The 26,083-nt window shown below is 72.5% G+C and carries 26 protein-coding genes; 21 read left to right on the top strand and 5 right to left on the bottom strand.

What is annotated here, in order from left to right:
* The first annotated feature begins 12 nt into the window (after nt 1-12).
* The 15 genes from CHC11_RS05045 to CHC11_RS04975 all read left to right on the top strand — a co-directional run bounded on the left by CHC11_RS05045 (nt 13) and on the right by CHC11_RS04975 (nt 13,823).
* Entirely contained in the window at nt 13-1,494 is a 1,482-nt protein-coding gene (locus tag CHC11_RS05045; protein WP_179278693.1) for an SCO6880 family protein, read from the top strand.
* Complete coding sequence (locus CHC11_RS41085) at nt 1,491-3,053, top strand: P-loop NTPase family protein (protein WP_089310425.1); 1,563 nt, start codon at nt 1,491-1,493, stop codon at nt 3,051-3,053. The genes CHC11_RS05045 and CHC11_RS41085 overlap by 4 nt, the downstream gene beginning before the upstream one ends.
* A 269-nt stretch (nt 3,054-3,322) precedes the next feature.
* A complete protein-coding gene (locus CHC11_RS05035) occupies nt 3,323-4,108 on the top strand; it encodes a 2-keto-4-pentenoate hydratase (protein ID WP_089310424.1) in 786 nt (261 codons plus the stop codon).
* Between the two features lie 41 nt (nt 4,109-4,149).
* Nucleotides 4,150-5,145 (top strand): ABC transporter substrate-binding protein, encoded by a 996-nt coding sequence (locus CHC11_RS05030; RefSeq protein WP_089310423.1) that lies wholly within the window; start codon nt 4,150-4,152, stop codon nt 5,143-5,145.
* 30 nt (nt 5,146-5,175) lie between these two features.
* A complete protein-coding gene (locus CHC11_RS05025) occupies nt 5,176-5,997 on the top strand; it encodes an ABC transporter permease (RefSeq protein ID WP_245918760.1) in 822 nt (273 codons plus the stop codon).
* Nucleotides 5,994-6,782: an ABC transporter permease gene (locus tag CHC11_RS05020; RefSeq protein ID WP_089310422.1), complete on the top strand. Its 789-nt coding sequence runs from the start codon at nt 5,994-5,996 to the stop codon at nt 6,780-6,782. The genes CHC11_RS05025 and CHC11_RS05020 overlap by 4 nt, the downstream gene beginning before the upstream one ends.
* Nucleotides 6,779-7,657 carry an ABC transporter ATP-binding protein gene (locus CHC11_RS05015; protein WP_089310421.1) on the top strand — a complete coding sequence of 293 codons (879 nt, stop codon included), beginning with the start codon at nt 6,779-6,781 and terminating at the stop codon, nt 7,655-7,657. Before CHC11_RS05020 ends, CHC11_RS05015 begins: the two co-directional genes overlap by 4 nt.
* Nucleotides 7,650-8,534 carry a creatininase family protein gene (locus tag CHC11_RS05010; protein WP_089310420.1) on the top strand — a complete coding sequence of 295 codons (885 nt, stop codon included), beginning with the start codon at nt 7,650-7,652 and terminating at the stop codon, nt 8,532-8,534. Before CHC11_RS05015 ends, CHC11_RS05010 begins: the two co-directional genes overlap by 8 nt.
* Nucleotides 8,527-9,375 (top strand): DODA-type extradiol aromatic ring-opening family dioxygenase, encoded by an 849-nt coding sequence (locus CHC11_RS05005; protein WP_089310419.1) that lies wholly within the window; start codon nt 8,527-8,529, stop codon nt 9,373-9,375. Before CHC11_RS05010 ends, CHC11_RS05005 begins: the two co-directional genes overlap by 8 nt.
* A gap of 17 nt (nt 9,376-9,392) precedes the next feature.
* Nucleotides 9,393-9,737 carry an extradiol ring-cleavage dioxygenase gene (locus tag CHC11_RS05000; RefSeq protein WP_245918758.1) on the top strand — a complete coding sequence of 115 codons (345 nt, stop codon included), beginning with the start codon at nt 9,393-9,395 and terminating at the stop codon, nt 9,735-9,737.
* Complete coding sequence (locus CHC11_RS04995) at nt 9,727-10,851, top strand: amidohydrolase family protein (RefSeq protein WP_342749951.1); 1,125 nt, start codon at nt 9,727-9,729, stop codon at nt 10,849-10,851. Before CHC11_RS05000 ends, CHC11_RS04995 begins: the two co-directional genes overlap by 11 nt.
* Nucleotides 10,848-11,573 (top strand): FadR/GntR family transcriptional regulator, encoded by a 726-nt coding sequence (locus tag CHC11_RS04990; protein ID WP_089311016.1) that lies wholly within the window; start codon nt 10,848-10,850, stop codon nt 11,571-11,573. The genes CHC11_RS04995 and CHC11_RS04990 overlap by 4 nt, the downstream gene beginning before the upstream one ends.
* Nucleotides 11,570-12,184 carry a cysteine hydrolase family protein gene (locus CHC11_RS04985; protein ID WP_089310417.1) on the top strand — a complete coding sequence of 205 codons (615 nt, stop codon included), beginning with the start codon at nt 11,570-11,572 and terminating at the stop codon, nt 12,182-12,184. The genes CHC11_RS04990 and CHC11_RS04985 overlap by 4 nt, the downstream gene beginning before the upstream one ends.
* Nucleotides 12,184-12,384: a tautomerase family protein gene (locus CHC11_RS04980; RefSeq protein WP_089310416.1), complete on the top strand. Its 201-nt coding sequence runs from the start codon at nt 12,184-12,186 to the stop codon at nt 12,382-12,384. Before CHC11_RS04985 ends, CHC11_RS04980 begins: the two co-directional genes overlap by 1 nt.
* Nucleotides 12,381-13,823 carry an aldehyde dehydrogenase gene (locus CHC11_RS04975; protein WP_089310415.1) on the top strand — a complete coding sequence of 481 codons (1,443 nt, stop codon included), beginning with the start codon at nt 12,381-12,383 and terminating at the stop codon, nt 13,821-13,823. Before CHC11_RS04980 ends, CHC11_RS04975 begins: the two co-directional genes overlap by 4 nt.
* 77 nt (nt 13,824-13,900) lie before the next feature.
* Here the strand turns inward: CHC11_RS04975 and CHC11_RS04970 are convergent, their stop codons facing one another.
* From CHC11_RS04970 to CHC11_RS04955, 4 genes are read right to left on the bottom strand one after another with little or no spacing between them, the layout of a single operon-like run.
* Nucleotides 13,901-15,334 (bottom strand): aldehyde dehydrogenase, encoded by a 1,434-nt coding sequence (locus CHC11_RS04970; protein ID WP_089310414.1) that lies wholly within the window; start codon nt 15,332-15,334, stop codon nt 13,901-13,903.
* Nucleotides 15,335-15,374: 40 nt separating this feature from the next.
* Nucleotides 15,375-16,835 (bottom strand): peptide MFS transporter, encoded by a 1,461-nt coding sequence (locus CHC11_RS04965; protein ID WP_089310413.1) that lies wholly within the window; start codon nt 16,833-16,835, stop codon nt 15,375-15,377.
* A 15-nt stretch (nt 16,836-16,850) separates the two neighbouring features.
* The gene (locus CHC11_RS04960) at nt 16,851-17,918 is read right to left on the bottom strand and encodes a threonine aldolase family protein (protein WP_089310412.1); all 1,068 of its coding nucleotides are present in this window, start codon (nt 17,916-17,918) and stop codon (nt 16,851-16,853) included.
* Nucleotides 17,911-19,173 carry an amidohydrolase gene (locus CHC11_RS04955; RefSeq protein ID WP_179278692.1) on the bottom strand — a complete coding sequence of 421 codons (1,263 nt, stop codon included), beginning with the start codon at nt 19,171-19,173 and terminating at the stop codon, nt 17,911-17,913. Before CHC11_RS04955 ends, CHC11_RS04960 begins: the two co-directional genes overlap by 8 nt.
* 191 nt (nt 19,174-19,364) lie before the next feature.
* Between CHC11_RS04955 and CHC11_RS04950 the strand changes: the two genes are divergently transcribed.
* Together CHC11_RS04950 and CHC11_RS04945 are read left to right on the top strand one after the other, a co-directional pair.
* On the top strand, nt 19,365-20,930 hold the full coding sequence (locus CHC11_RS04950; protein ID WP_089310411.1) for a GMC family oxidoreductase: 1,566 nt from the start codon (nt 19,365-19,367) through the stop codon (nt 20,928-20,930).
* A 13-nt stretch (nt 20,931-20,943) separates the two neighbouring features.
* Nucleotides 20,944-22,365 carry an aldehyde dehydrogenase family protein gene (locus CHC11_RS04945; RefSeq protein WP_089310410.1) on the top strand — a complete coding sequence of 474 codons (1,422 nt, stop codon included), beginning with the start codon at nt 20,944-20,946 and terminating at the stop codon, nt 22,363-22,365.
* Here the strand turns inward: CHC11_RS04945 and CHC11_RS04940 are convergent.
* Complete coding sequence (locus CHC11_RS04940) at nt 22,353-23,135, bottom strand: IclR family transcriptional regulator domain-containing protein (protein WP_179278691.1); 783 nt, start codon at nt 23,133-23,135, stop codon at nt 22,353-22,355. The genes CHC11_RS04945 and CHC11_RS04940 overlap by 13 nt on opposite strands.
* Nucleotides 23,136-23,262: 127 nt before the next feature.
* Between CHC11_RS04940 and CHC11_RS04935 the strand changes: the two genes are divergently transcribed.
* From CHC11_RS04935 to CHC11_RS04920, 4 genes are all read left to right on the top strand, one after another.
* A complete protein-coding gene (locus CHC11_RS04935) occupies nt 23,263-23,850 on the top strand; it encodes an NADPH-dependent FMN reductase (protein WP_089311014.1) in 588 nt (195 codons plus the stop codon).
* A gap of 75 nt (nt 23,851-23,925) precedes the next feature.
* Nucleotides 23,926-24,441 carry a DUF4863 family protein gene (locus CHC11_RS04930; protein ID WP_089310408.1) on the top strand — a complete coding sequence of 172 codons (516 nt, stop codon included), beginning with the start codon at nt 23,926-23,928 and terminating at the stop codon, nt 24,439-24,441.
* A 70-nt stretch (nt 24,442-24,511) separates the two neighbouring features.
* Nucleotides 24,512-25,264, top strand: coding sequence for a nitroreductase (locus CHC11_RS04925; RefSeq protein ID WP_218825942.1), 753 nt, complete (start codon nt 24,512-24,514; stop codon nt 25,262-25,264).
* Nucleotides 25,251-25,946, top strand: a complete 696-nt coding sequence (locus CHC11_RS04920) for a haloacid dehalogenase type II (RefSeq protein ID WP_089310406.1) — start codon at nt 25,251-25,253, stop codon at nt 25,944-25,946. Before CHC11_RS04925 ends, CHC11_RS04920 begins: the two co-directional genes overlap by 14 nt.
* The last annotated feature ends 137 nt before the right edge of the window (nt 25,947-26,083 follow it).

Here is a 26,083-nt window from a genome sequence, read left to right as displayed (position 1 = left end):
GGTGGAGGCGGCGTGACGTCCGACTATCGTGAACCCACGTACGGGAACTGGCGGAAGCCGGTGTCCCCCGGGATCGGGCGGCTGGGACTGGCCGGCACGCTGATCCTCATGGTCGGGCTGATCCTCATCACCCTGATCGCGACGGTCTCGCTGACGGTGAGCCTGGTCGGCGCCGTGCTGCTGGGGCTGGTCATGCTGCCGCTGGTCATCCAGGACGCGCACGGGCGGACCGCCCTGCAGTCCCTCACGGCACGGGTGACCTGGTGGTCGGGCCGCTCCCAGGGCTGGCACCTCTACCGTTCGGGACCGTTGAGCGTCGTCCCGCACGGCTCGTGCCGGCTGCCGGGGCTGCTCGCCCAGTCCCGGCTGGTGGAGGGGCGCGACTCCTACGGGCGCCCGTTCGCCCTGGTCGTGATCCCGTCCACGAAGCACTACACCGTGGTGTTCGAGTGCAATGCCGAGGGGGCGGCCCTGGTCGACCAGAGCCAGGTCGACACGTGGGTCTCCCACTGGGGGCAGTGGCTGGCCTCGCTGAGCTACGAGCCGGGCCTGGTCGCCGCGAGCGTGACCATCGAGACGGCCCCCGACACCGGAACCCGCCTCCGGGAGGAGATCTACGCCAACACCGACCCGAACGCGCCCGAGCTGGCCCGGCAGGCTCTGGACGAGATCGTCTGGAACTACCCGGTGGGCAGCGCGCGGGTCTCCACCCGTATCGCCGTCACCTACGCGTCCCTGCCGCAGCTCGGGGGCAAGCGCCGTGACCAGGACGCCATGGTGCGGGAGATCGGGATGCGCATCCCCGGGCTGGTCTCCGGGCTGTCGATGACCGGCGCCGGATCCGCCCGCGCGCTGACCGCGAAGGAACTCGCCCGCGCCGTGCGGATCGCCTACGACCCGGGCGCGCAGTCGGTCCTGGAGGCCTCCGAGGACCAGGAGACGCGCTGGGAGGACGCCGGGCCGGTCGCGGCGCAGGAGTCGTGGGACCACTACGTCCACGACAGCGGCTGCTCCATCACGTGGGGCATGTCGGAGGCGCCGCGAGGCGAGGTGCTGTCCAACGTGATGACCGGGCTGGTGGCCCCGCACCACGACATCGCCCGTAAGCGCGTCACCTTCCTCTACCGGCCGCACGATCCGGCCTCCGCGGCCCGGATCGTGGAACGGGACCGGCGGGACTCGCGCTTCCGCCTCGACGGCGCCGCCAGCGCCGCCCGGAACGAGATCGACGTCATCAAGAGCGACCAGTCGGCTCTGGAGGAGGCCAGGGGAGCGGGGGTGATCCGGTTCACCGTCCTCGTCACCGCCACCGTCCGCTCGGCCGAGGAGCTACCGGTCGCGGCGGCCGCCGTCGACACGCTCACGGGCCCCGCGCGGCTGCGGTTGCGGCAGATGTACGGGTCGCAGGCGTCGGCGTTCGCGGCCGCCCTCCCTCTGGGCATCGTCCTTCCCGACCACCTTCAGGTGCCGGCGCTGGTGAGGGAGTCCCTGTGAAGCGTTCTCCGGAGTCGGTCCCCGGCGGCGCGGCCGGGGAGCCGCCCGCCGAGCGGGACGGCGGGAAGGGAAAGACGGGGAAGAAGAAGGGCAAGCCCGAGATCAAGCCCGGATTCAGGGGGTTCACCCGCAGGGGCGGGGGCCGGGCCTCCTACGTGGAGATGCCGTCGGAATGGCGCGGCACCACGGTCCAGGTGTGCGGGCTGTGGCCGTTCGGGGCCGGGTCGGGGACGCCGATGGTCGGCGTGCCGCTCGGCCGGGAGCTCACCACCGGCGCCGCGCTGTGCTGCGATCCGATCTCGTGGTTCCAGCGCGCGAACCTGATCCACAACCCGTCGGCCCTGGTGCTGGGCAAGCCGGGGCTGGGCAAGTCGACGCTGATCCGCAGGATGGTGGTCGGGCTGGTCGGCCAGGGGGTGTTCCCCATGGTGCTCGGCGACCTGAAGCCCGACTACGTCGATCTGGTCCGGGCGATGGGCGGGCAGATCATCAAGCTCGGCCGCGGCCTGGGCTCGCTGAACGTGCTCGACCCCGGCGCGACGGCGGGCGCGGCGGCCAGGCTCCCGGAGGCGGCGCGGACCAAGCTGGTCGCCGACGCGCACGGCCGCCGGCTGAACATGGTCAGCGCGCTGCTCACGCTGCTGCGCGGAGGGCCGATCGCCGACACCGAGCGCACCGTGCTCAACGCGGCCCTGCGGGTGCTGGACGAGCGCCACCGCGGCGTGCCCGTCCTGCCCGACCTCATCAAGGTGATCGACGACGGGCCGGAACGGCTGCGCGCGGTGACCCTCGCGCGCGGCGACGAGGCGCGGTACCGCGCGGCCGTCGACCCGTTGCACGCCTCGCTGCTCGGGATCCTGGACGGTCCGATGGGCGAGACGTTCGCGCACCAGACCACCACCGCGATCCAGCTGGACAACCCGGGCGGCGTCTGCATCGACATCAGCGGGATCGACGACGCCGACGCCGAGTTGCAGGCCGCCGTCCTGCTGGCGTGCTGGTCGGACGGGTTCGGCTCGATCGAGGCCGCGCACGCGCTGGCAGACGAGGGGCTCGAACCGCAGCGGCACTTCTTCGTCGTCCTCGACGAGCTGTGGCGGGTGCTGCGGTCCGGGCGCGGTCTGGTGGACCGCGTCGACGCCCTCACCCGCCTCAACCGGCAGCGCGGCACGGGGCAGGTGATGATCACGCACACCATGGCCGACCTGCTGTCGCTGAGCGACCAGGCGGACCGGCTCAAGGCCAAGGGCTTCGCCGAACGCGCGGGCATGGTGATCTGCGGCGGGCTGCCGCAGGCGGAGATGGCGATGGTGAACGAGGTGGTCCGGATGTCCTCCATCGAGGAACGCATGATCGTCGACTGGTCGACGCCGCCGTCCTGGAACCCCGAGCTCAAGCGGGACAGCGAGCCCCCGGGACGCGGCAGGTTCCTGGTCAAGGTCGGCGGCCGCCCCGGCATCCCGTTCAGGGTGGAGCTCACCTCCGTCGAGCGGGACGTCAACGACACCAACAAGCGCTGGACCAACTCGACCACGAGGCCGCCCGCCGCGGCCATCTGACCGGCGCGGTCGCCACGGCGCCCGTCCTGCGGCAAGAGCCGCGGGGCGGGCGCCGTGGTCTTTCCTGCCCTCGGCCCATGGCGCCCTCGTCTCACCAGATCTTGAACAGATCGTATGGATCTATTGAATATATCCATTAGGTGTTTTAGGTTGATGCGTCACGGAGACACCTCGACACCGCAGGTCATCGCGCCGGTGGTGGCCGGGACCGGCTGAGCCGTCCGCCCGGGGACGTCCGTCCCGGCTCCGCACGAGAGAAGGACCACGCCATGTCCGAGTGGACGATCGACACCACCGTCGGCGAACTGCTGCGCCGCGAGCACGTCCGCGAGGACGGAGTCAAGATCACCGAAGGGTGGCCGGATCTCGACCTCGGCACCGCCTACCGGATCCAGGACGCCCTGCTCGGCCGCAAGACGAGCGGCGGGCAGCGCGTCGTCGGGGTGAAGCTCGGCCTGACCTCGCGGGCGAAGCAGCGGCGGATGGGCGTCGACGTCCCGCTGACCGGCTGGCTCACCGACGCGATGACCCTGGCGCCCGGCGAGCCGGTGGCCGTGGGGGAGTTCATCCACCCGCGCGTCGAACCCGAGATCGCCTTCATCATGGGCGCGCGGCTGAGCGGCCCCGGCGTGACGGCGGAGCAGGCGATGAGCGCGGTCCGGAGCGTGCACGCCGGGTTCGAGGTCATCGACAGCCGCTACCGCGACTTCGACTTCGCCCTGCCGGACGTGGTGGCCGACAACGCCTCCGCCTGCCGGTACGTCGTCTCCGGCCGCGCCGTCTCACCCGAGGGCCTGGACCTGGCGGAGGAGTCCTGCCGGCTGGGCGTCGACGGCGAGACCGCCGACACCGCGACCGGCGCGGCCGTCCTCGGGCACCCGGCCAACGCCCTCGCGCTCGCCGCCAACGGGCTGGCCGAGCGGGGGCTCGCCATCGAACCCGGCTGGATCGTCCTCACCGGCGGGCTCACCGACGCCGTCCCCCTGCATCCCGGCCGCGCCATCTCCGTGGCGTTCGACTCACTCGGAGCCCTGTCACTCACCGGAACCCGCTAACCCCCTCCGCGCCCACCGCGCCTTCGCCCAGGAGTACCGACATGTCCTTCTTCCACCGCGGCCGCCCCAGGCGCCTCACACCCCTCGTCGCAGGCGCGGCCACGGCCGTGCTGGGGCTGACGGCCCTCACCGGCTGCGGCTCCAACGCCGACGGCGAGGTCTCCGCCTCCGGCGCGGCGAAGGTGAAGCTCGGCGTCATCCCCATCATCGACATCGCCCCGGTGAAGCTCGGGATCAGCAAGGGCGTGTTCGCCCGCCACAAGCTGACGGTCACCACGCAGGACGCCCAGGGCGGCGCCGCCATCGTCCCCGCCGTGGTCAGCGGCGACTTCCAGTTCGGCTACTCCAACCTCGTCAGCCTGCTCGTCGCCCGCGAGAAGGGCGTGCCGGTGACGATGGTCTCCGTGGGCGCCCGCGCCTCCGAGGACGCGATGAAGGACGGATCCGGGCAGCTGATGACCGCGAACCCCGGGATCGCCGAGGTGGGCGACCTGAAGGGCAAGAAGATCGCGGTCAACACCCTGAAGGGCATCAACGAGGTCGCCGTCGCCTCGGTCCTGAAGAAGAACGGGCTGAAGACCGGCGACGTCACCCTGGTGGAGGTGCCCATCCCCAACATGCCCGCCGCCCTGAAGGCCGGCCAGGTGGACGCCGCGATGCTCAGCGAGCCGTTCATCACGATCGCCAAGGGGCAGGGCGCCGAGCCGCTGCCGGTCAGCTACGCCGCGATGGGCGCGAACCTGCCGTTCGCCGGCTGGTTCACCTCCAAGCAGTACGCGGCCAAGAACCCCGACGTCGTGAAGCGGTTCTCCGCCGCGCTGAAGGAGTCCCTGCAGTACGCCCAGGAGCACCCGGACGAGGCTCGGGCCGCGCTGAACGGCTATCTGAAGCTGGACCCGGGGCTCAGCGGCAAGGTGACCCTGCCCGGCTGGAACCCGGAGGCCGGGCGCACCGAGATCGCCCCGCTCGCCCAGCTCACCGTCGACACCGGCCTGATCGGCAGCACCCGTCCGCTGGACGAGCTGTTCGCCCAGTGACATGCCGTGTGACATGACGAGTGACCTGCCGTGCGACCTGACGAGGACATCATGATGATCAAGAGCCGGCGGCGCGGAGGCGTCGTGCCCGACTCGCTCCTCGGCCCGCTCGGAGTCGCCGCCTTCGCCGCGTTCCTCGAGGTGCTGCCGCGGACGGGCGTGATCTCGCCGGACGAGCTGCCCCCGTTCAGCGCCATCGTCCGGGCGCTGGCCGACGAGGCCGGCAGCGCCGGGTTCTGGGGCTCGCTGCTCGACACGCTCCGGGGCTGGGGGTACGGGCTGGCCATCGCGGTCGCGGCCGGCCTGAGCCTGGGCCTGCTGATCGGCAGCGTCCGGGTCCTGCGTGAGGCGACCGCCTCGACCATCGAGTTCCTCCGGCCGATCCCCTCGGTCGCCCTCGTCCCGCTGGCCGTGCTGCTCTACGGCACGCGGCTCGGCTCCACGCTCCTGCTGGTGGTGTACGCCGCCGGCTGGCCCGTGCTGGTGCAGGCCATCCACGGGGTTCAGGACGTCGACCCGGTCGCGCGGGAGACCGCGGCCGCCTACCGGTTCTCCCGGTGGGGCCGGCTGCGGTACCTGATCTGGCCGACCGCGCTGCCGTACCTGCTGACGGGCGTGCGGCTCGCGGCCTCGGTGGCGCTGGTCCTGGCCGTCGCGGGCGAGCTCATCATCGGGTCCCCGGGGCTCGGCAGCGCGATCGGGCTGGCCCAGGCGAGCAACGCCGTCGCCGAGATGTACGCGCTGATCTTCGTCACCGGTGCGCTCGGGGTCTGCGTGAACCTGCTGACCCGGGCGCTGGAGCGGCGCGTCCTGGCCTGGCACGCGTCGATGCGGACGGAGGCGCCGGCATGAGGACCGTGCTCCGCGGCGCCGGACGGCTCGGCTACCTGCTGGGACTGCCCGCCGTGCTGCTGACCCTCTGGTGGGTGCTGACCGCTTCGAGCACCGACTTCTACTTCCCCCCGCTGCGGACCATCCTGAGCGCGTTCGGCGAGACGTGGTTCTCCGACCGCATCGTCGACGACGTGCTTCCCAGCGTCGCCCGGCTGGCGGCCGGTTACCTCGGCGCGGTGGCGCTGGGCGTGACCGTCGGCGTCCTGATCGGGTCCAGCCGCCGGGTCAGGCTGCTGGCCGAGCCGGTGCTGGAGTTCTTCCGCGCGGTCCCGCCGCCCGTCCTGATCCCGGTGCTGATGCTGTTCGTCGGCATCGGCGACACCATGAAGATCACCGTCATCGTCATCGGGTCGATGTGGCCGGTGCTGCTCAACACCGCCGAGGGCGTCCGCGCGATCGACGAGGTGCTGGCCGACACGGCCCGCTCCTACGGCCTGACCGGCGCCGCCAGGCTGCGCCGCCTGGTGCTGCCGGCCGCCTCCCCGCAGATCGTCACCGGCATGCGGCAGGCACTGTCGATCTCGATCATCCTCATGGTGATCAGCGAGATGTTCGCCAGCTCCAGCGGCCTCGGCTACACGATCGTCCAGTTCCAGCGCGGGTTCGAGATCCCCGAGATGTGGAGCGGGATCCTGCTGCTCGGCCTGCTGGGGTTCCTGCTGTCGCTGCTGTTCGGGCGGTTCGAGGCCCGCGCGCTGCGCTGGTACCGGGGGTGGCGCCAAGCCCAGAGAGGAAAGTCATGACCGGCACGGATATCGCGTCTCCCGCCGCGGTCGGCACCGGGAGCGGCTCGGCCCTGCTCGACGTGCGGGGGCTGAGGAAGACCTACCAGGCGGCCGACCGCACCGTCGAGGCGGTGCGCGACCTCACGTTCGGGATCGCCGCGGGGGAGCTGGTCTGCATCGTGGGGCCGTCGGGCGCAGGCAAGACCACCCTGCTGAAGTGCGTCGCCGGCCTCCTGGCCCCGAGCGGCGGACAGGTGCTGCTGGAGAACCGTCCGGTGGTACGGCCGCCGGAGAACATGGCGGTGGTCTTCCAGGAGTACGGGCGGAGCCTGTTCCCGTGGCTTTCCGTCACGCAGAACATCGAGCTGCCGCTGAAGCAGAAGAAGGTGCCCAAGCGGCGGCGCGGCGAGCTGGTGGCCGAGGCGCTGGAGTCGGTCGGCCTGACGGACGCGGCGGGCGCCTACCCCTGGCAGCTCTCCGGCGGGATGCAGCAGCGGGTGGCGATCGCCCGCGCCGTCGCCTACGAGCCGGCAGTACTGATCATGGACGAGCCGTTCGCCGCGGTGGACGCCCAGACCCGCGCGGAGCTGGAGGACCTCACCCGCGAACTGTGGCGGCGGCTCGGCATGACGGTGCTGTTCGTCACCCACGACATCGAGGAGGCGGTGTACCTGGGCCAGCGCGTCCTGGTGCTCTCCGCGGCCCCCACCGTGATCATGGACGACACCCTGATCGACCTGCCCGCGGAGCGCGAGCAGCTGGCGACGCGCTCCGATCCGCGCTTCGCTGAGCTGCGCGCGCACGTCTACTCGCAGGTGCAGCAGGCCAAGACCTACCACCGGCGCGACCGAGCGCGTCCCGCCGCCGATCCCGGGGAGGGCCGCGATGGATGACGGCGCCCGTGACGTCTTCGCCGGCACGCTGGCGGAGCTGACCTGGCACGAGGTCGACGCGGCCGCCCGGTCGGGCGCGGTGCTGCTCTGGGCGTTCGGCGTGATCGAGCAGCACGGTCCGCACCTGCCGACCGGGACCGACGTCTACCTGCCGGCGGCCCGGCTGCGAGCCGTCCGGGCACTGCTGGCCGAGCGGGGCGTCCAGGCGCTGATCGTGCCGCCCTACTACTGGGGCGTCAACGTGGTCTCGGGCGCGTTCCCCGCGTCCTACGGCGTGCGGCCCGAGTCGATGCGGGAGGTCATGGTCGACCTGCTCGCCGGGATGGCGCGCGACGGCTTCCGGCACGTGTTCTGCTTCTCCGGGCACGGCGACGCGCTGCACAACCGCACCGTCCACGACGGTGTCAGAGCGGCCTGCGAACGCACGGACGCGGACGCGAGCTTCGTGACCGAGCCGGCGCTGGCCCGGCGCATCGGCCTCGAAGCGGACGACCCCTACCTGACTCTCTACGGGCCGGACGAGGGTCCGCCGGACGGTCCGGTCGACGTCCACGCGGGGAGCTGGGAGACGTCCCTCATGATGCACACCCACCCGCGGCTGGTGCGCGAGGAGGTCCGGGCGCGGCTGGAACCCAGCGGCCTGGGCCCCGGCGAACTGGCCATATGGCGCCAGGGCCACGAGCACGCACGCCGCGTCACCCCGGCCGGCTACCTCGGCGACCCGGCCGCCGCCGACGCCGCCGAAGGACACCGCATCCAGACCGCCGCCGCCGAGCAGGCCGCGCAGGCGATCATGCTTCGCCTGCGGCGCGACACGCATCGCCTGCGGCGGAGCGCTTCGGCCCACCCCCAAACAGGACGGAGGAACCATGGCTGAGATCAGCGTCGCGATGGCCGCGAGCCACGCTCCCGGCCTCACCGGCTGGTTCGACAAGGCCCCCGAGGCCGACCGGAAGACCGTGCTCGCGGCCTATGCCGAGATCCACGCCGCCGTCGTGGAGTCCCGCACCGACGTGCTCCTGGTCATCGCCAACGACCACATCGCCAACGGCCTGGTCAGCGACTACGCCGACTTCACCTTCGGCATGGCCGAACGGCACTCCGGCCCCGACGAGTGGTTCAAGCCCTGGCTGCGCGTCGCGGACTACGAGCTTCCCGGGCGCCCGGACGTGGCCGAAGTCCTGTACGAGAGCGTCAAGGACCGGGCGCCGCGCGTTCGCGCGGTCCGCGAGAACCTCCGCTACGACGACAACCTCTCGGTCCCGGTCACCATGGCGGATCTCGTCTCGACCGGGGTGGCGGTCGTCCCCGTGCTGCAGAACTGCACGGTGCCGCCCGTCCCGGACGAGCGTGTCTGCTACGCGCTCGGCGAGACGCTCGGCGAGGCCATCCGCACCCGGCTGCCCGCGGGCCTGCGGGTCGGGCTGCTCGGCTCGGGCGGCCTCTCCCACGAGCCGGGCGGGCCCCGCTACATGGAGATCGACGAGAAGTTCGACCGCTGGTGGATGGACCTGCTGGTCGAGGGCGACCACGAGAAGGTCCTCACCGACGCGACGTTCGAGCGGATGGAGGAGGCAGGCTCCGGCGGTACCGCGGAACTGCTGTCCTGGATGGTCGTCATGGGCGCCATCGGCCCGCGCCCGTGCAAGGCGCTGGGCTACGCGGCCGTCGACCAGTGGCGCTGCGGCTTCGGCGCGGTCCGCTGGGACCTTCCATGACCCCGCCGCCTACACGAATGGACGACCCGGAAATGGCACTCGAATACTTCGACCCGCTGCTGCGGACCAACGATCTGGTGCAGGACCTGAAGTGGGACCGCGAACTGCGGGCCCGGTTCGAGTCGTCCGAGAAGGAGGTGCTGGACGCCTATCCGCTCACCGGCGAGGAACGCACGGCGATCCTGGACCGGGACTTCCGCACGCTGTTCGAACTCGGCCTGCACCCCTACCTGCTCTCCCAGCTCGCACGGCTGATCTACGGCACGGGCGAGACGGCGGGCACCTCCGGCGCCGCGACCGCGCTGCTCAGGTCCCTGCTGGGAGACCGGTACGACTCCTACATGGCCGAGCGTGGTGAGTAGGGCCGTGCCCCACGCAGACGCGACCGGGCGCGGGCCCCGTCCGCGGACGCCGGTCATCGACGTTCACACGCACGCGATGCCGATGCCGCTCCTGCGGCATCTGGAGCGCAAGGGGCTGGCCGACCTGTCCCGCGGTGCGGAGCGCGTGCTGAACCTCGACCCGGCGATCTGCGGGCTCGCGCCCGGATCGCCCATCCCGCTCGCTCCCGAACAGCACGACATGGAACTCCGCCTGGCCTCCCTCGCCGCGATGGGAGTGGATCACCAGGTCGTCGCCGCGCCGCCGTTCCTGTTCGCCTCCGAGTCCGGCGACGACCGGCTCGCGCTGGAGGTCACGCGCCTGGCCAACGACGCGCTCGCCGAATTCGTCGCCGGCTCGGGCGGCCGGCTGTCCGGGCTGGCGACCGTGCCCGTGGGGCACCCGGGCGCGGCGGACGAGCTGGCCCGCTGCCTGGACGAGCTCGGCATGGTGGGCGCCACCATGGGCACCTTCGGCGGCGGGCGCGAACTCGACGACCCGGTCAACGAGGAACTGTGGCGGGCCCTCGCCGCCCGGCGCTGCTTCACGCTGCTGCACCCGAGCCGCGTCTCCTCCCGCGACCGGCTGGCCGACTACCACCTGGTCCAGCTGCTCGGCTACCCGATGGAGACCGCGCTGGCGACGTCCCGGCTGGTCTTCGGCGGTGTGCTGGACCGGCACGACCTAATCCTCTGCCTCGCGCACGGCGGCGGGTGCGTCCCGGCCGTCAGCGGCCGCCTCGATCTGGGCTGGCGGCGCAAGCCGGTCGCGCGGGTGACGAGCCGCACGCCGAGCGACTACCTGCGCCGGCTCCTGTACGACACCGCGGTGTTCGACACCGGGGCCCTCGGCCGGCTGGTCAAGGACATGACGGCCGCCCACGTCCTCCTGGGCACCGACAGCCCGTTCGACCTCGTCGACCACGACCCCTTGCGGACGGTGCGCGCGTTGGGCGTGGACGCCGGGCAGGAGACCGCCATCCTGGGAGGCAACGCCGCGCGGCTGCTCGGATTGCACGTCGCCCGGCCGGACCCGCCCGAGCGGGTCGAAGAACCCTCCGCTCCCCCCATCCCAGTCGAAGGACACCCCACATGAGCACCGACAAGGCGGCGTCCGACCTGCCCCGGCTCTCCCTGGCCGAGACCGTCGCCGGCAGGATCGAGGCGCGCATCGCCGAGGACGCCCTGGCCGGCGGCCACCGCCTCGGCACCCGCGACAGCCTGCGCCGCGAGTTCGACGTGGCGGCCGCGACGCTCAACGAGGCGGTCCGCCTGCTGATCTCGCGCGGCACGATCTCCGTCCGTCCCGGCGTCAAGGGCGGGATCTTCGTCGCGACCCCGCCCCCGATGGTGCGCCTGGGCCGCAAGATGCTCGAACTCAGCGGAGACTCGGTCTCGGTCTCCGACTGCCTGGTCATGCGCGAAGCGCTGGAACCGCTGCTCGCGCGGGAGGCCATGCGGCACCGCACCGAAGGCGACGTCGCGGAGCTGCGCCGGCTGGCCGAGGCGATGGCCGCGGCCGTGGAGAGCGACTCCGAGGACGGTGTCGGGTACCTCGCCGCCAACTGGGCCCTGCACCGCCGGATCGCCGAGATAACCCCGAACAAGGTCCTGCAGCACACCTATGTCTCCCTGCTGGAGTTCGTGGAGAACAGGTTGCGCGGCGTCACGCCCAACGGTCCGTCCACGAGATACGTGGACGGACCGGCCGTCCACAAGGAACTGGTGGAGGCCATCGCGGGCGACGACCCCGACCGCCTGGACGCGGCCGTCGCGGCGCACGCCGCCCTGACCGCCGCCCGCGGAGGCGGCACATGAACGGCCCGCGGACGGCCCTGCTCGTCATCGACATGCAGAACGACTACTGCCATCCCGACGGCGTGTTCGCGCGGGCCGGGCTTCGCGTCACCGGACTGGACGACCTCGTCGGGCACGTCAACACCCTCACCGCCGCCGCCCGCTCCGCGGGCCGGCCCGTCATCTGGGTGCGGATGGAGTGGGCGCAGGACGCCGAGGTGGGGCTGCTGGCCGAGCGGAGCCCGTTCCTGCGCGCGAGCGGGCTGAGGCGCGGGACGTGGGGCGGCGAACTGCTCGCCGGTCTCGACCGCGCCCCGGGCGACCACGAGATCACCAAGCCGCGCTTCGACGCCTTCCACCGCACCGGGCTGGACGGACTGCTGCGCGACCTCGACGTCGGCACGCTCGTGGTGGCCGGTGTGCGCACCGACTTCTGCGTCGAGTCGACCGTCCGCGCCGCCTTCTTCCGCGACCTGCGCGCGATCGTTCCGAGGGAGGCGGTCGCCGGATACGTCGAGGACCTGCACCTGGGCAGCCTGCGGCTGATGGGCACCGTCTTCGCCGAGGTCGTCCCCGTCGCCGACGCGGCCGGCGCACTGGCCCGGACCGTCCGGACGCCGGGAGGCCGCTGATGCCCCTGATCGAGGTGACCCTGGTCGCCGGCCGGCCGGCGGAGCAGCTGCGCACACTGATCACCCGCCTGACGGAGGCCGCCGAGGCGGCCATCGGGGCACCCCGGCGCGACATCCGCGTCATCCTCCGCGAGGTGCCCGCCGCCCACTGGGCCGCCGGAGACGTGACCATCGAAGAACGCAACGAGGAACAGCCATGAACCTGATCCCCCATGTCATCGACGGCCGGGAGACCGAGTCCCGCCAGAGCAGCCGATTCCCCACCGTCGACCCGTACACCCGGCAGCCCTGGGCGGAGGTGGCGCTCGGCGGCCGGGAGGAGGCCGGGCTCGCCGTCACGGCCGCGCGCCGCGCGTTCGACGAAGGCCCCTGGCCGCGCATGGGGTACGCGGAACGGGGCGCGATCCTGCACAGGCTGGCCGACCTGATGGAGGCCGACCTCGACGAGCTGGCACTGGCCGACACCACCGACATGGGCAAGCCCGTCTCCGACACCCGCGGCAAGGACGTTCCGCGGTCGGCCTACAACTTCCGGTTCTTCGCCGACCACGCGCGGCTGTCGGCCGCCGAGGCACTGCCGATGGACAGCGGCCACCACGCCTACACCCGTTTCGAGCCGGCCGGTGTCGTCGCCGCCATCGCGCCGTGGAACTTCCCCCTCATGCTGGAGACCTGGAAGATCGCCCCGGCACTGGCGTGGGGCAACACGGTGGTGCTGAAGCCGGCCGAGCAGACCCCCGCCTCCGCGTCCCTGCTGGCGAGCCTGGCGTTGGAGGCCGGGATGCCGCCCGGCGTGCTGAACGTCGTCCACGGCTACGGGCCCGGCTCCGTCGGCGAGGCGCTGACCAGGGACCCGCGCGTCGACCGCATCACCTTCACCGGTGAGTCCGCCACCGGCCGCGCCATCGCCGGGGCCGCGGCGGCGAACCTCACGCCGGTCAGCTTCGAACTCGGAGGCAAGGGCGCCAACCTGGTGTTCGCCGACGCCGACCTGGACCTCGCCGTCTCCTGGTCCATCAAGGCCATTTTCAGCAACGCCGGGCAGGTCTGCCTCGCCGGCAGCCGCCTGTTCGTCCAGCGCGAGGTCTACCAGGAGTTCCTGGACCGCTTCATCGCCGCGGCCGAGGCCCTCGTGCCCGGCGACCCCAAGGACCCCGCGACCCAGCTCGGCCCCCTGGCCTCCGAGGAGCACTACGCGAAGGTGAAGGCGTACCTCGACGGGGTGCCCGGCGAGGGCGGCAAGATCGCCACCGGCGGCGTGGGCGCCGAAGGGCTGTTCGTCCGGCCGACCGTGGTCCTCGACGCGCCGCCGACCGCGCGCGTGCGCCGGGAGGAGATCTTCGGTCCGGTCGCCGTGGTCACGCCCTTCGACACCGAGCACGAGGCCGTGGCGGCGGCCAACGACACCCCCTACGGCCTGAACGCGATGGTGTTCACCGAGAACCTCTCCCGAGCGCACCGGGTGTCGGCGGCCCTGAAGGCCGGCACGGTGTGGACGAACTGCTTCTTCATCCGCGACCTGCGCGCCCCGTTCGGCGGGGTCGGGGACTCCGGCCTCGGCCGCGAGGGCGGCACCTACAGCCGCGAGTTCTTCACCGAGCCCAAGGCCGTGGTCATGGCCGTCGACCCGAACCACTGACCCGGCAGGAAGGCCCGAGGATTGCGGCGGGACCCGGAGCTCGCTCACGGGTCCCGCACGCGGCGGCGCTTCGCGCGTCAGCAGTAGACGGACTTGAGCTGCTGGTAGCCGGCCATGCCCTCCGGGCCGAGTTCGCGGCCGATACCGCTGGCCTTGACGCCGCCGAAGGGTGCGGCCGGGTCGGGCATGTACCTGTTGATGCCGATCGTCCCGGTGCGGACGCGGCGGGCCACGCGGAGCGCCCGGTCGGCGTCGGCGGACCAGACGGTGCCGCCCAGACCGTAGTCGGAGTCGTTGGCCATCCGCACCGCCTCTTCCTCGTCGCGGTAGGGGATGACGGTCAGGACCGGTCCGAAGATCTCCTCCCGGCTGACGGCGGCCTCGTTTCCGACGTCGGCGAACACGGTCGGCTCGACGAACCAGCCGCGGTCGCGGCCGGCGGGCCGGCCGCCGCCCGTCGTGACGCGGGCGCCCTCGGCCCGGCCCCTGGCGATGCAGGCCTCCACGCGGTCCCGCTGGCGGGCCGTGACCAGCGGTCCGATCTGCGTGCCCGGGTCGAGCGAGTCGCCGACGCTCATCGAGCGGGCGAACTCGGTGAAGACGTCCACGACCTCGGCGTAGCGGTGCCGCGGCGCGAGCACCCGGGTCCCGAGGAAGCAGGTCTGGCCGTTGTTCGCCAGGGTGGCGACGAAGAGGTCGCCGCCGATGGTCCCGAGGTCCAGTTCGGCGTCGTCCAGGACGATCGCGGCGGACTTGCCGCCCAGTTCCAGGGTGACCGGGCGGAGCAAGCGCCCGCAGGTCTGGGCGATCTCGCGGCCCGCGGCGGTGGACCCGGTGAACGCGACCTTGTCGACACCGGGGTGGGCGACCAGGTGGGCGCCGAGGTCCCGGCCGCCGGGGACGATGGTGAGCACGCCCGGCGGCAGGCCCGCGTCGATCGCCGTCCGCGCCAGGAGGAAGGCGTCAAGGACGGTCTCCGGGGACGGCTTGACGACGACGGTGCAGCCGGCGGCCAGCGCAGGGGCGATCTTCATGAAGCCCAGCGTCTGCGGGAAGTTCCACGGCACGATCGCCGCGACGACTCCGACGGGTTCCCTGAGCACCTTGATGGTGCCGCCCAGCAGACCCTGGCGGTTCTCCTCCTGCTGCGCCGCGGCGAGGCCGGCGTAGTAGCGCAGGAGGAGGGCCGGGTAGAGGGCCTCCAGCTGGGACGCGACCGCCATCGGCATCCCGTTCTGGGAGGAGACGACTTCGGCGAACCGGTCCTTGCGGGCTTCGATCAGGTCGGCGAACCGGCGCAGGTGCGCGGCCCGCTCCGCGGGGGCGCGGTCCCGCCACGCGGGGAACGCGGCGCGGGCGGCGGCCACGGCGGCGTCGGCGTCGGCCGGCCCGGCCGCCGGCACCTCGCCGATCGGCTCCTCGGTGTTCGGTGACACGACGCGGATCGTCGTACGGGTCGCCGGGGCGACCCAGTCGCCGCCCAGGGGGAGCGAGTCGTAGCGCGTGATCATCGGATTCCTTTCCGTGCCTTCGGAGACTGCGCTCGCGGATTCACCGGGCGCCGTTCACCATGGACTTGACCCAGCGGAGGGTCGTGGCGAAGAGCACGGCCGCCGCGAGCGAGGCGAGGCCGAGCGTGGAGAAGTAGGCGCCTTCGCGCTCGGGGGAGTAGAAGCCCGCCAGCATGCCCGAGGCGGCGGATCCCGCCGCCGTGGACAGGAAAAGCAGGGCGACCGTCTGGGTCTGGAACGCCTTCGGCGCCAGTTCGGTCGACAGCGCCAGTTGGACGGGTGACACGAAGAGTTCGGCCAGCGTGAACACCAGGAGGATCCCGGCCAGCGCGAGCGGCGGGTTGACCGCGCCGCCGCTTCCGGCCATGGGGAGGAAGAGCAGGAACGACAGGCCGATCAGGACGACCCCGGCGAGGAACTTGACCGGCGTGGACGGTTCGCGCGACCCGGCACGGGACCAGAGCGACACGAGCATCGGGGTGAGGAGGATGACGAAGAAGGGCACCGCCGAGCTGAAGAACTCCGGCGGCATGGCGAAGCCGAGGACGTGGAGGTCGACGCGGGTGGCCGCGTAGATCTGCACGACCGTGAACTGCTGCTGGTAGAGCGCCCAGAAGACGCAGTTGATGAGGAACATCGGGATGAGCCCGTACACGCGGCGCCGTTCCGCGGGGGAGACCTTCGCGCTGCGCAGCATGGTCGCGAAGTAGCCGACGATGACCGCCAGCACGACGACGGTGATCGCGGTCGCCAGGTGGCGGATCGTCAGCACGCCCGCCGTCGCCGCCAGCGCGACGAGGAGGAGGACGCCGACCGCGGTCCCGCCGGCCTTCGCGATCGCGGACCGGGGCAGCGGGTCCGGGACGCTGCGCCCGCGGGGACCGAGGTGTCGCCGTCCTCCGAAGAGCAGGACCAGGCCGATGGCCATGCCGATCGCCGCGATACCGAAGCCGTAGTGGAATCCCAGGCGGGTGCGCGCGAGCCCGGTCAGGAGGGGGCCCGCCAGGGCCCCGACGTTGAGCCCCATGTAGAAGAGCAGGAATCCGTTGTCGCGGCGCCGGTCCCCCTGCCCGTACAGGTGCCCGACCGAGGAGGTCACGTTGCCGACCTGGCCGCCGCTTCCCACCACGAGCAGCGCGAGCCCGATCCAGACGCCGGTGAATCCGGGGACGACGGCGAGCGCGACGTGGCCGAGCATGATGAGCATGGCGCTGAGGAAGAGCGTCCTCTCCGAGCCGAGCAGCCGGTCGGCGACCCAGCCGCCGATGACCGTGGAGAGGTAGACCAGGCCGCCGTAGGCGCCGATGACCGACGTGGCCTCCGCCTTGGACAGGCCAAGCCCGCCCTCCGCCACCGAGAAGAACAGGTAGTACAGCAGGACGACCTGCATGCCGTAGAAGGAGAATCGCTCCCACAGGCCGATTCCCACCAGTGTCGCCAAGCCTCGCGGCTGGTCCACGATCCTTGCCGGTCCTGCCGGGTCCGCACTCGTTGTGGTCATGGTGGCGCCCTTCCTCTAGGCGTTCATCAAGGTCCGTGCCGTGGTGACGAGGGGATCGATGTCGGTGGTCCCGGTGTCGAAGGAGCAGACGAACCGGACGGTGCCGGCCGCCGGGTCCCAGGTGTGGAAGGAGAACTCGTCCGCCAGCCGTGCCGTCACGGGCGGGGGCAGCGTCGCGAACACCGTGTTCGCCTGGACCGGGTGGACGACCTCGATGCCGGGGACGGAGCCGAGGCCCGCGGCGAGGCGGGAGGCGGCGGTGTTCGCGGCCAGGGCGTTGCGGTGCCACAGTCCGTCGCTGAGCAGCGCCACGAACTGCGCGCTCAGGAAACGCATCTTCGAGGCCAACTGCGTCGCCTGCTTGCGGGTGTGGCGGTAGTGCCGCGCGGCGGCGATACCTCCGGCGGTCCCCGCGAAGACGACGGCCTCCCCGAAGAGCAGCCCGTTCTTGGTGCCGCCGAAGGAGAGGACGTCGACGCCCGCCGCCGTGCTGACCTCGGCGAGCGAGCTTCCCGCCGACACGGCCGCGTTGGCCAGCCGGGCCCCGTCCATGTGCACCAGCAGGCCCCGCCGGTGGGCCCAGGCGGCCAGTTCCGCCACCTGCTCGGGCCCGTACACCGTGCCGAGTTCGGAGGCGTTGGTGAGCGACAGGACCGCGGGGACGACCTGGTGCTCCCCGCGGCGGCCGGGCGGCAGGGCGGCCTCCAGCCGTTCGGGGGTGAGCAGCCCGCGCTCCGCGGGCACGGGGATCACGGTGCTTCCGGTGAAGCGGGCCGGGGCCCCGCACTCGTCGGTGTGCAGGTGCGCGTCGGCCGAGCACACCACCGCCTGGTAGGGCCGCAGCACCGTGGCGAGCGCGGACACGTTCGCGCCCGTGCCGTTGAACACCAGGAACGTCTGACCGCCGGCCCCGAACCGCGCGGAGAGCAGGTCCTCCGCCCGCGCGGTCCACGCGTCGGCGCCGTAGCTCGGCGCGTGGCCGATGTTGGCCGCCGCCACCATGGCCAGCACTTCGGGGTGCGCGCCGGAGGCGTTGTCGCTGCTGAAGTCCCGCCGCGGTGGGAGGGGGCGCCCGTCAGCCATGGGAGGCGCTCAGCCATTCCATGGCGGCGGCGACCAGCGCGCTCACTCCGGTGGTGAGCGTGGGCCGCACGACCGGCGCGAAGAGCGGGGAGTGGTTGGACGGTATGTCCTCGTCCACCGTCCCCGCCTCCAGCGCGGCGGCGTACGCCTCGGGATCGGCGCCGCCCAGCGACCAGAACACCGAGGGGGCGCCGGCGGCCTCGCCGAACTCGCCGAAGTCCTCGCTGCCCATGATCGGCGCGATCTCGGTGACCGCGTCCTCTCCCAGCAGCGCCCGCAGGGCGCCGGCGACCCGCTCGGTCGCCGCCGGGTCGTTCACCGTGGGGGAGAAGCCGGCCAGCTCGGCGAACCGGGGCGGCCGGGGCGAGCCCGACGCGGCGCACTCGGCCTCGATGATGCGCCGCACCGAGGCCACCATGCGCGCGCTGACCTGCCGGTCGAAGCTGCGGACGCTGAGGCTGAGGTCGGCGTGGTCGGCGATGATGTTGGCCCTGGTCCCGGCGTGCAGGGAGCCGACGGTCAGCACCGCCTGCTCGTCCGCGGCGACCTCGCGGGAGACGATGGTCTGGAGCCGCATCACCGTCGAGGCCGCCAGGACCACCGGGTCCACGCCGGACTGCGGCCAGGAGCCGTGCGCGCCCCGGCCGTACAGCCGCACGTCGAAGCCGTCGGAGGCCGCGAGGAACGGACCGGCCCGGTATCCCACGCTGCCGGCGGGGTGGGGGAAGACGTGCTGGCCCAGCACGACGTCGGGCTTCCCGGCGACCTGGAGGAGACCGTCGGCGAGCATGCGCTTGGCGCCGCCGCGTCCCTCCTCGGCTGGTTGGAAGACCGCGACGAGCGTGCCGGACCAGAGTCCGGCCGACGCCGCCAGCAGCCGCGCCGCGCCGAGCAGGCAGGTCACGTGCACGTCGTGGCCGCACGCGTGCATGAGCGGGACGGTCTCGCCCCTCTCATCCGTCGCGGTGACCGTGCTCGCGTAGTCGAGGCCCGTCTGCTCCTCGACCGGCAGGGCGTCCATGTCGGCGCGGAGCATGACGGCGGGGCCGTCGCCGTTGCGCAGCACGCCGACCACCCCGGTGGCGCCGATCCCTTCGGTCACCGCGAACCCGTCCGACCGCAGCCGGGCGGCGACGACGGCCGCCGTCCGGTGTTCGGCGTAGGCGAGTTCGGGGTGCGCGTGCAGATCCCGGTAGACGGCCTCGAGATCAGGCATGGCCCGGGGGAGGGACCGCAGCACGTCCGGTGCGGGCATGGCAGCTCCAATATGGTTCGATTAACGCACTTCTGTGCGCTGTTCGAGCATCGTAAGGCGACTCTGCCGCGCTGGCAATGGCAGATTTCGGTGGAACGCCACGTCAGGGCATTGCGCCGTGCGCCCGAAGGACGTAGCGTGGCTCGTGCGAAAGACGAACATTTGTGCGTTAATCGAACTTGGAGGACGCCATGAGCGGGAACGGCTGGGATCTGATCGTTGTGGGGGCGGGTTCCTCGGGGGCCCCGCTCGCCGCCCGCGCGGCCGAGATGGGCGCGCGGGTACTGCTCCTGGAGGCGGGCCCGGACTACACCACCGCCGAGATGCCGGAGGTGTGGCGGTCGCCGAACCCGATGCGCGCCCTCCTCGACCCCACCGCGTCCGAACGCCTCATCTGGCAGGGCCTCGACGCGACCAGGACCGAGCAGCAGGCCCCGGCGCCCTTCTGGCGGGGCCGCGGCGTCGGCGGCAGCTCCGCGGTCAACGGGCAGATCGCGATCCGGCCGCCCATGGAGGACTTCGACGACTGGGCCGGCGCGGGATGCGCCGGCTGGTCACCGCGGGACGTGCTGCCCTACTTCGCCCGGTTGGAGGACGACGAGTGGTTCGGTGACGAGGGGTACCACGGGCGCGGCGGGCCCATCCCCATCCACCGGACGCCGGAGGACCGATGGGGCGCCGTCGATGCCGCGCTGCACCGCGCGGCCACCGCGGCGGGCCACCCCTGGGCTCCCGACGTGAACGCGCCCGGCGCGACCGGGCTCTCCCCCTACCCGATCAACTCCCGCGGCGGGCGCCGGGTCACCACGAACGACGCCTACCTCGAACCGGCGCGGAGCGGAACCGGGCTGACCATCCGGGGGGACTCCCTCGTGGATCGCGTCCTCATCGCCGGCGGGCGGGCCGTCGGCGTCCGGGTCCTCACCGGCGGCACCGTGACCAGCGAGTACGCCGATCTCGTCGTGCTGAGCGCCGGAGCGGTCCACAGCCCGGCGATCCTGATGCGGTCGGGCATCGGCCCGGCCGGCGACCTGCGCGCGCTGGGCATCGAGGTGCTGCGGGACCTGCCGGTCGGCCAGGGGCTCCAGGACCACCCCGTGGTCTTCTTCGGCATCCCGCTGAACGCCGAGTCGGCGGTGCGCACGCCCGACGACCGGCACACCAACGTGTGCGTCCGGTACTCCAGCGGCGATCCGGAAGGGCAGCCGAACGACATGCTGCTCTCGTCCGGCAACCAGAACGTGCTGGCGATGGAGTTCGCCGACCTGCGTTTCGGTGCCGGGGCCTTCGGAGTCTGGGTCAACCAGGTCTACTCCCGGGGGACGGTGCGGCTGGCCTCCGCCGACCCGACCGTCCAGCCCGAGGTGCGCGAGCGGATGCTCGCCGACCCCCGCGACCTCGCCCGGCTGCGGGCCGGCATCCGGCACGTCGCCGACCTGGCCCGCGGTGACGAGGTCGCGCCGATCACCGCCCACTCGCCGGACCGGCTCAACGAGGACCTGCTCAAGGTCATCGACGACGACGCGGCCCTGGACGGTTACCTGCTCGCCACCGCGTACGACGCCCAGCACGCGACCAGCACCTGCGCCATGGGCGGCCCGTCCGCCCCGGGCACGGTGGTCGACCCCGACTGCCGCGTCCTCGGGCTGGACGGGCTCCGGGTGGTGGACGCCTCGATCCTGCCGACCGTGCCGCGCGCCAACACGAACCTCGTGGCGATCATGGCGGGCGAACTGATGGCGGACCGGCTCGGCTGAAAAGGGGACGACCATGCGGACACTGCGCAACCTGGTCGGCGGAGTCTGGACCCCGTCCGCCGACCCCTCACTTCTCGACCTGGTGGACCCCGCCACCGAGGAGACCGTGGCCCGCCTCCCGGGCGGCTCCGCGAACGACGTGGACCGCGCCGTCGCCGCCGCCGCCGCGGCGCAGCCCGGGTGGCGGGCCCTGCCCGTCGCCGAACGGGTACGGCGGATCGGGGCGTACGCCGACACCGTCGGGGCCCACGCGGACGAACTGGCGCGGCTCCAGTGCCAGGAGATGGGGCAGCCGGTCGTGCTCGGCCGCTCCTTCGTGGAGGCCGGGGCGGCGGCGCTGCGGACCGACGCCGAAGCCGCCCTGACCTACCCGTTCACGACCTCGGTCGCGCACGACGGGGGCGCGACCGAGATCGTCCGTCATCCGCTGGGCGTCGCGGCGGTCATCACGCCCTGGAACTTCCCCGTCGCCACCCTTCTGTCGATCATCGGACCGCTGCTGGCCGCGGGCGACACCGTGGTCGTCAAACCGTCGGAGCGCTCGCCGCTGTCCGCGGTCCGCCTGTGCGAGATGCTCTCGCTGCCGGACGGAGTCGTGAACCTCGTCCTCGGCGACGCGCGGGCCGGCGCGCCCCTCGCCGAGCATCCCGGGATCGGCCTTGTCCACTTCACCGGATCCGTCCCGGCGGGCCGGGCGGTCGGCGCCGGCGCCGGCGGCCGGCTGCACCGCGCGATCCTGGAACTAGGCGGAAAGGACCCCGTGATCGTCGACTCGGACGTCGACCCGGTCGCGGCGGCCGCGGCGGTCGCGCACGGCGCCTTCCTCAACTCCGGCCAGATCTGCACCTCGATGGAACGCGTCTACGTTCACCGCGACATCGCCGACCGGTTCGTCGACGCGCTGGTCGAGGCCGCACGCGGGTACGCGCACGGCGACGGGCGCGACGCGTCGACGGTCCTGGGGCCGCTGGTCGACCGGCGCCAGCGCGACCTGGTCCACGGGCACGTCCTCGACGCGGCGGCCAAGGGAGCGAGCATCCGCACCGGCGGCGAGGTGCCGGCCGGGCCGGGCTTCTTCTACCCGGCCACGGTTCTGACCGGTGTGGACGACTCGATGGCGATCATGACCGAGGAGACGTTCGGCCCGGTCGCCCCGGTACGGGTCGTCGACTCCTTCCAGGAGGGGGTGGAACTCGCCTCGCGCTCACGTTTCGGCCTCGCCGCGACCGTGTACTCCGGAACTCCCGATCACGTGACCGCGGCTCGCGCGATCCCCGCCGGGCTGCTCTGGGTGAACGCGTGGCAGGGCGGCGGCCCGGGGCGGATCTTCGAGCCGGCGGGGGACAGCGGTATGGGCGCCTGGGGCGCGCAGGCCGCCTACGACGCCGCGACCCGCCCGGCGGCGATCCACACCGCCCCGGTTCAGAGGAGTTGAGCGTGCAGTTCGTCAGCGGCCTCCCGCAGGAGCGCCAGGACCTCGCCGCGCATGACCTCCGCGGAGAACCGCTCGATGTTGCACCCGACGTGGATGGCCGCGATGACGCGGTCGTCCCAGCGCCGCAGCGGGACGGCGATCGAGTGCGCGCCCGCCTCGACGTCGTTGGCCACGTAGCAGTAGCCGTCCTCGCGGATCCGGTCGAGCGCCTCCTCGTCCACCGAGCCGCCCGCCGCCTCGATCGCCGCCCGGCCGCGCGCGCTCTCGTCCGGTGGCAGGCAGGCGAGGAGGACCTTGCCCAGGGAGGAGACCGCCGCGGGCGTCCGGTACCCGATCCCGCTCCCCACCTGGATCAGGCGGTTGGGCACGGAACGGGCGACCATCACCGCGTCCGCCTCGTCGAGGACCGCGACCGAGCACGCCTCCTGCAGCCGGGCGCAGACGCGGTCGCAGACGGGCTGCATGACGGCACTGGTCACGTTGGAGGTCAGGTAGCCGGACGCGAGGCGCAGGATCCGCGGGGTGAGCTCGTAGGCCCGGCCGTCGGCCGCCAGGTAACCCAGGTGTTCGAGGGTGAGCACGGCCCGCCGCACCGTCGCACGGGACAGGCCCAGCTCCCGGGCGAGGTCGGCCTGGGTCAGCCGCCGGTTCTCGGCGGAGAAGGCCGACAGCACCGCCAGCCCGCGCGCCAGCGCTTCGGAGAAGTCCGCCGCGTTGGGCGCGTTGGCGATCCGCCGCTGCCGTCGTGCCTCACTGTCCCGTTCAGCCAAGCGCCCCATCGTGCCCTTCCGGTTCGTCGTCAGGTCTCGACCGTATCGCGCGAACTCTTGTGCGGCAATCGGACAACCAAGCCGCTGTTTCGACGCCACCGACACCGACACCGAGGGGCCCAAGAGCATGCCTGACCTGACCTTCGTCGCGATCTCCGGGAGCCTCCGGCGCCGATCGCACAACACGGGCCTGCTGCGTGCCCTCCGGGAGCTGGCCCCGGCCGGCGTCACCATCGACATCGTCGACTCCCTCGGATCCCTGCCTCACTTCGACCAGGATCTGGAGCACGGCCCGGAGCCCGCGCACGTCGCGGACCTGCGCCGACGCGTCCGGTGCGCGGACGGGGTCGTCATCGCCACACCCGAGTACAACTCCTCGATCCCGGGCGCCCTGATGAACGCCCTCGACTGGCTCTCCCGCCCGGCCGAGGACCCCGGCCTGCGCGACAAACCCGTCGCCGTCCTCGGGGCGTCCCCGTCCCAGTTCGGCACCGCCCGGGCCCAGCTCGTCCTGCGCCAGATCCTCCACCGCATCCAGGCTCCCGTCGTCGCCCACCCTGAGGTGACGGTCTTCCGGTCCCACGAGCGCTTCGACGCCGAGGGCACCATGACCGGGGACGAGATCACCAGGGAGCTCCTGCGGGAGTTGCTCGCCGGCCTCATGGACCTGGCCGAGCGCACGGCCAAGGCGGCCGAGGGAACCGCACCGGTCTGAGCGGCGGGAACTCCTCGTCCGGCCCGTCCCTAAGGGCCTGCACCCTTATCCGTCACCCAGCAAGAAGGACACATCATGGAACCGAGCGCCCGCGCCCTGGTCGAGCGCAGTATCCCCTTTCTCTCGGAGGTCAGGAACCGCACTGCGGGGCCCGACCTGGAAGCCTGGCTCAACACGACCCACGGCCCGGGTTCCTCCCTTTGGGACGACCTCGCCGGAATGGTCACCGACGGCGTGGAGGCCGGCTGGGCGGCGAACATCGAGGTGGACGGCCCCGACTACCGGCGCAGCCGGATCGCCGAGCCGAGTGAGGAACTCCACTACTTCAGCATCACCGCCGTCTACATGAACAGCGTCCCGCCCTATCGCGGTCAGTACCACCAGCACCCCTACGGGGAGCTCAACCTGGTCGTGCCGCTCGACGCCGACGCCCGCCTGGCGGGTCCGCTCGGCTGGTCGGGTGCGGGATGGACCGCGCCGGCACCGGGCAGTCACCACTATCCCGAGGTGAAGGGAGGCGCCCTGATCGCGCTCTTCTACCTGCCCGCGGGACGCATCTCCTACGACATCGCCCCGCCCGCCGATGCGTGAGACCGGTTCCGGGCGGAAGGACGACGCCCCGGAGACGGGGCCGGCCGGCCCACCGCCTCCGCGGGCCGCGGTGAGCGTCGAACAAGCCCTTCGCACCCGCCGGTCCGTGCGGGCCTTCCTCCCGGTCCCGGTGACCCGGGAGGAGGTCGAACGGCTGCTCGCGCTCGCATCGATGTCGGCGAGCAACTCCAACAGCCAGCCCTGGCGGGTGCACGTCCTCATGGGGGCGGCCAAGCACAGGCTGGCGACCGCGCTGCTCGAAGCGTTCGAGAACGGTCGGCGGCTCCCGGAAACCGCTCTGGAATACCCGTACCAGCCCGCCCCCGACGCCTGGCCGGAGCCTTTTCGCACGCGACGGCACCGCTTCGGAGAATGGCTGTACGGCGACCTCCTGGGGATCGGCCGGGCCGACATGGTGCTGCGAAACGCCTACCACGCCCGCAACTACACCTTCTTCGGGGCTCCGGTCGGCTTGGTCGTCACGGTCAGCCGGCACCTGCTCGCCGGCGCGCTCCTCGACGCGGGGCTGTTCCTGCAGGCCCTGATGCTCGCCGCTCGCGGGGCCGGCCTGGACACCTGCCCGCAGGCCTCGCTGATCCATTTTCATCCGGTGCTGCGCGACCAGTTGTCGATCCCCGACGACCAGACCATCGTGTGCGGCCTCGCGCTCGGGTACGCCGATCCCGGGCATGTGCTCTGCGCCCGGCGCACGACCCGCGAGCCGGTGGAGAACTTCGCGGTCTTCCACGGCGGCGCCGGGCGGTCGCCCGCGGGCCCGGGACGTGGCACAGTGACGGAAGGAGACCAGGTTGCCGAGCCCTGAAGCGCTCGTCTTCGACGTGTACGGAACCCTCGTCGATCCCCTTGGGATCGCGACGGACCTGGAAGAGCGGCTGCCTCCCGCCGACGCGGCCGAGGTCGCCCGACTCTGGCGCCGGAAGCAACTCGACATCAGTTTCCGCCTTACCGCCATGGGGCGGTACGAGGACTTCGGCTGGTGCACCCGCAAAGCGCTGGACCACGCGCTCGCCCTGCTGGACAAGAGGCTCGAGACCAGTGCCAAGGAATCGCTGATCGCCGGCTACAACGACCTCGAACCGTTTCCCGACGCGGTCCCGGCGCTGGAAGCCCTGCTCGACCGAGGGCACGTCCTGGCCGTCCTGTCCAACGGCGCGCCGGCGATGCTCGACGCGGTCCTGGACGCCAGCGGACTGCGGCGGTACTTCGCCGAGGTCATCAGCGTCGACGAGGTGCGGGCGTTCAAACCGTCCCCCCGCCCGTACCATCATGCGGCCGCGCGCCTCGACCGGGTGCCGTCGCGGGTGCGCCTGGTGTCGTGCAACTCCTTCGACATCATCGGCGCCGAGTCGGCCGGGCTCCGCGCGGCCTGGGTCGACCGCTCGGGCGGCGTTTTCGAACCGGACGGCAGCCCACCCGACATCGTGATCAGGTCCCTCACCGACCTCCCCGCCGCGCTCGGCCCGGGAACGGGCCGCCACCACTGAGAAGCCCACCGGCCTCGCCCACCCGCGAGTCCGAGATTGCGGCACCGATCCACGTGACCGATGCGCTGCCCCTTCACCGGAATCGGCTGACATTCCCGAGGGCGACGCCTGCGAAGTGCCTGCAGTCGGGCGTCCGA

Source organism: Actinomadura mexicana, from assembly GCF_900188105.1.
Lineage (GTDB): Bacteria > Actinomycetota > Actinomycetes > Streptosporangiales > Streptosporangiaceae > Spirillospora > Spirillospora mexicana.
Note: the sequence above shows the minus strand (reverse complement) of the source record. Positions and strands in the feature narration are given on the sequence as shown.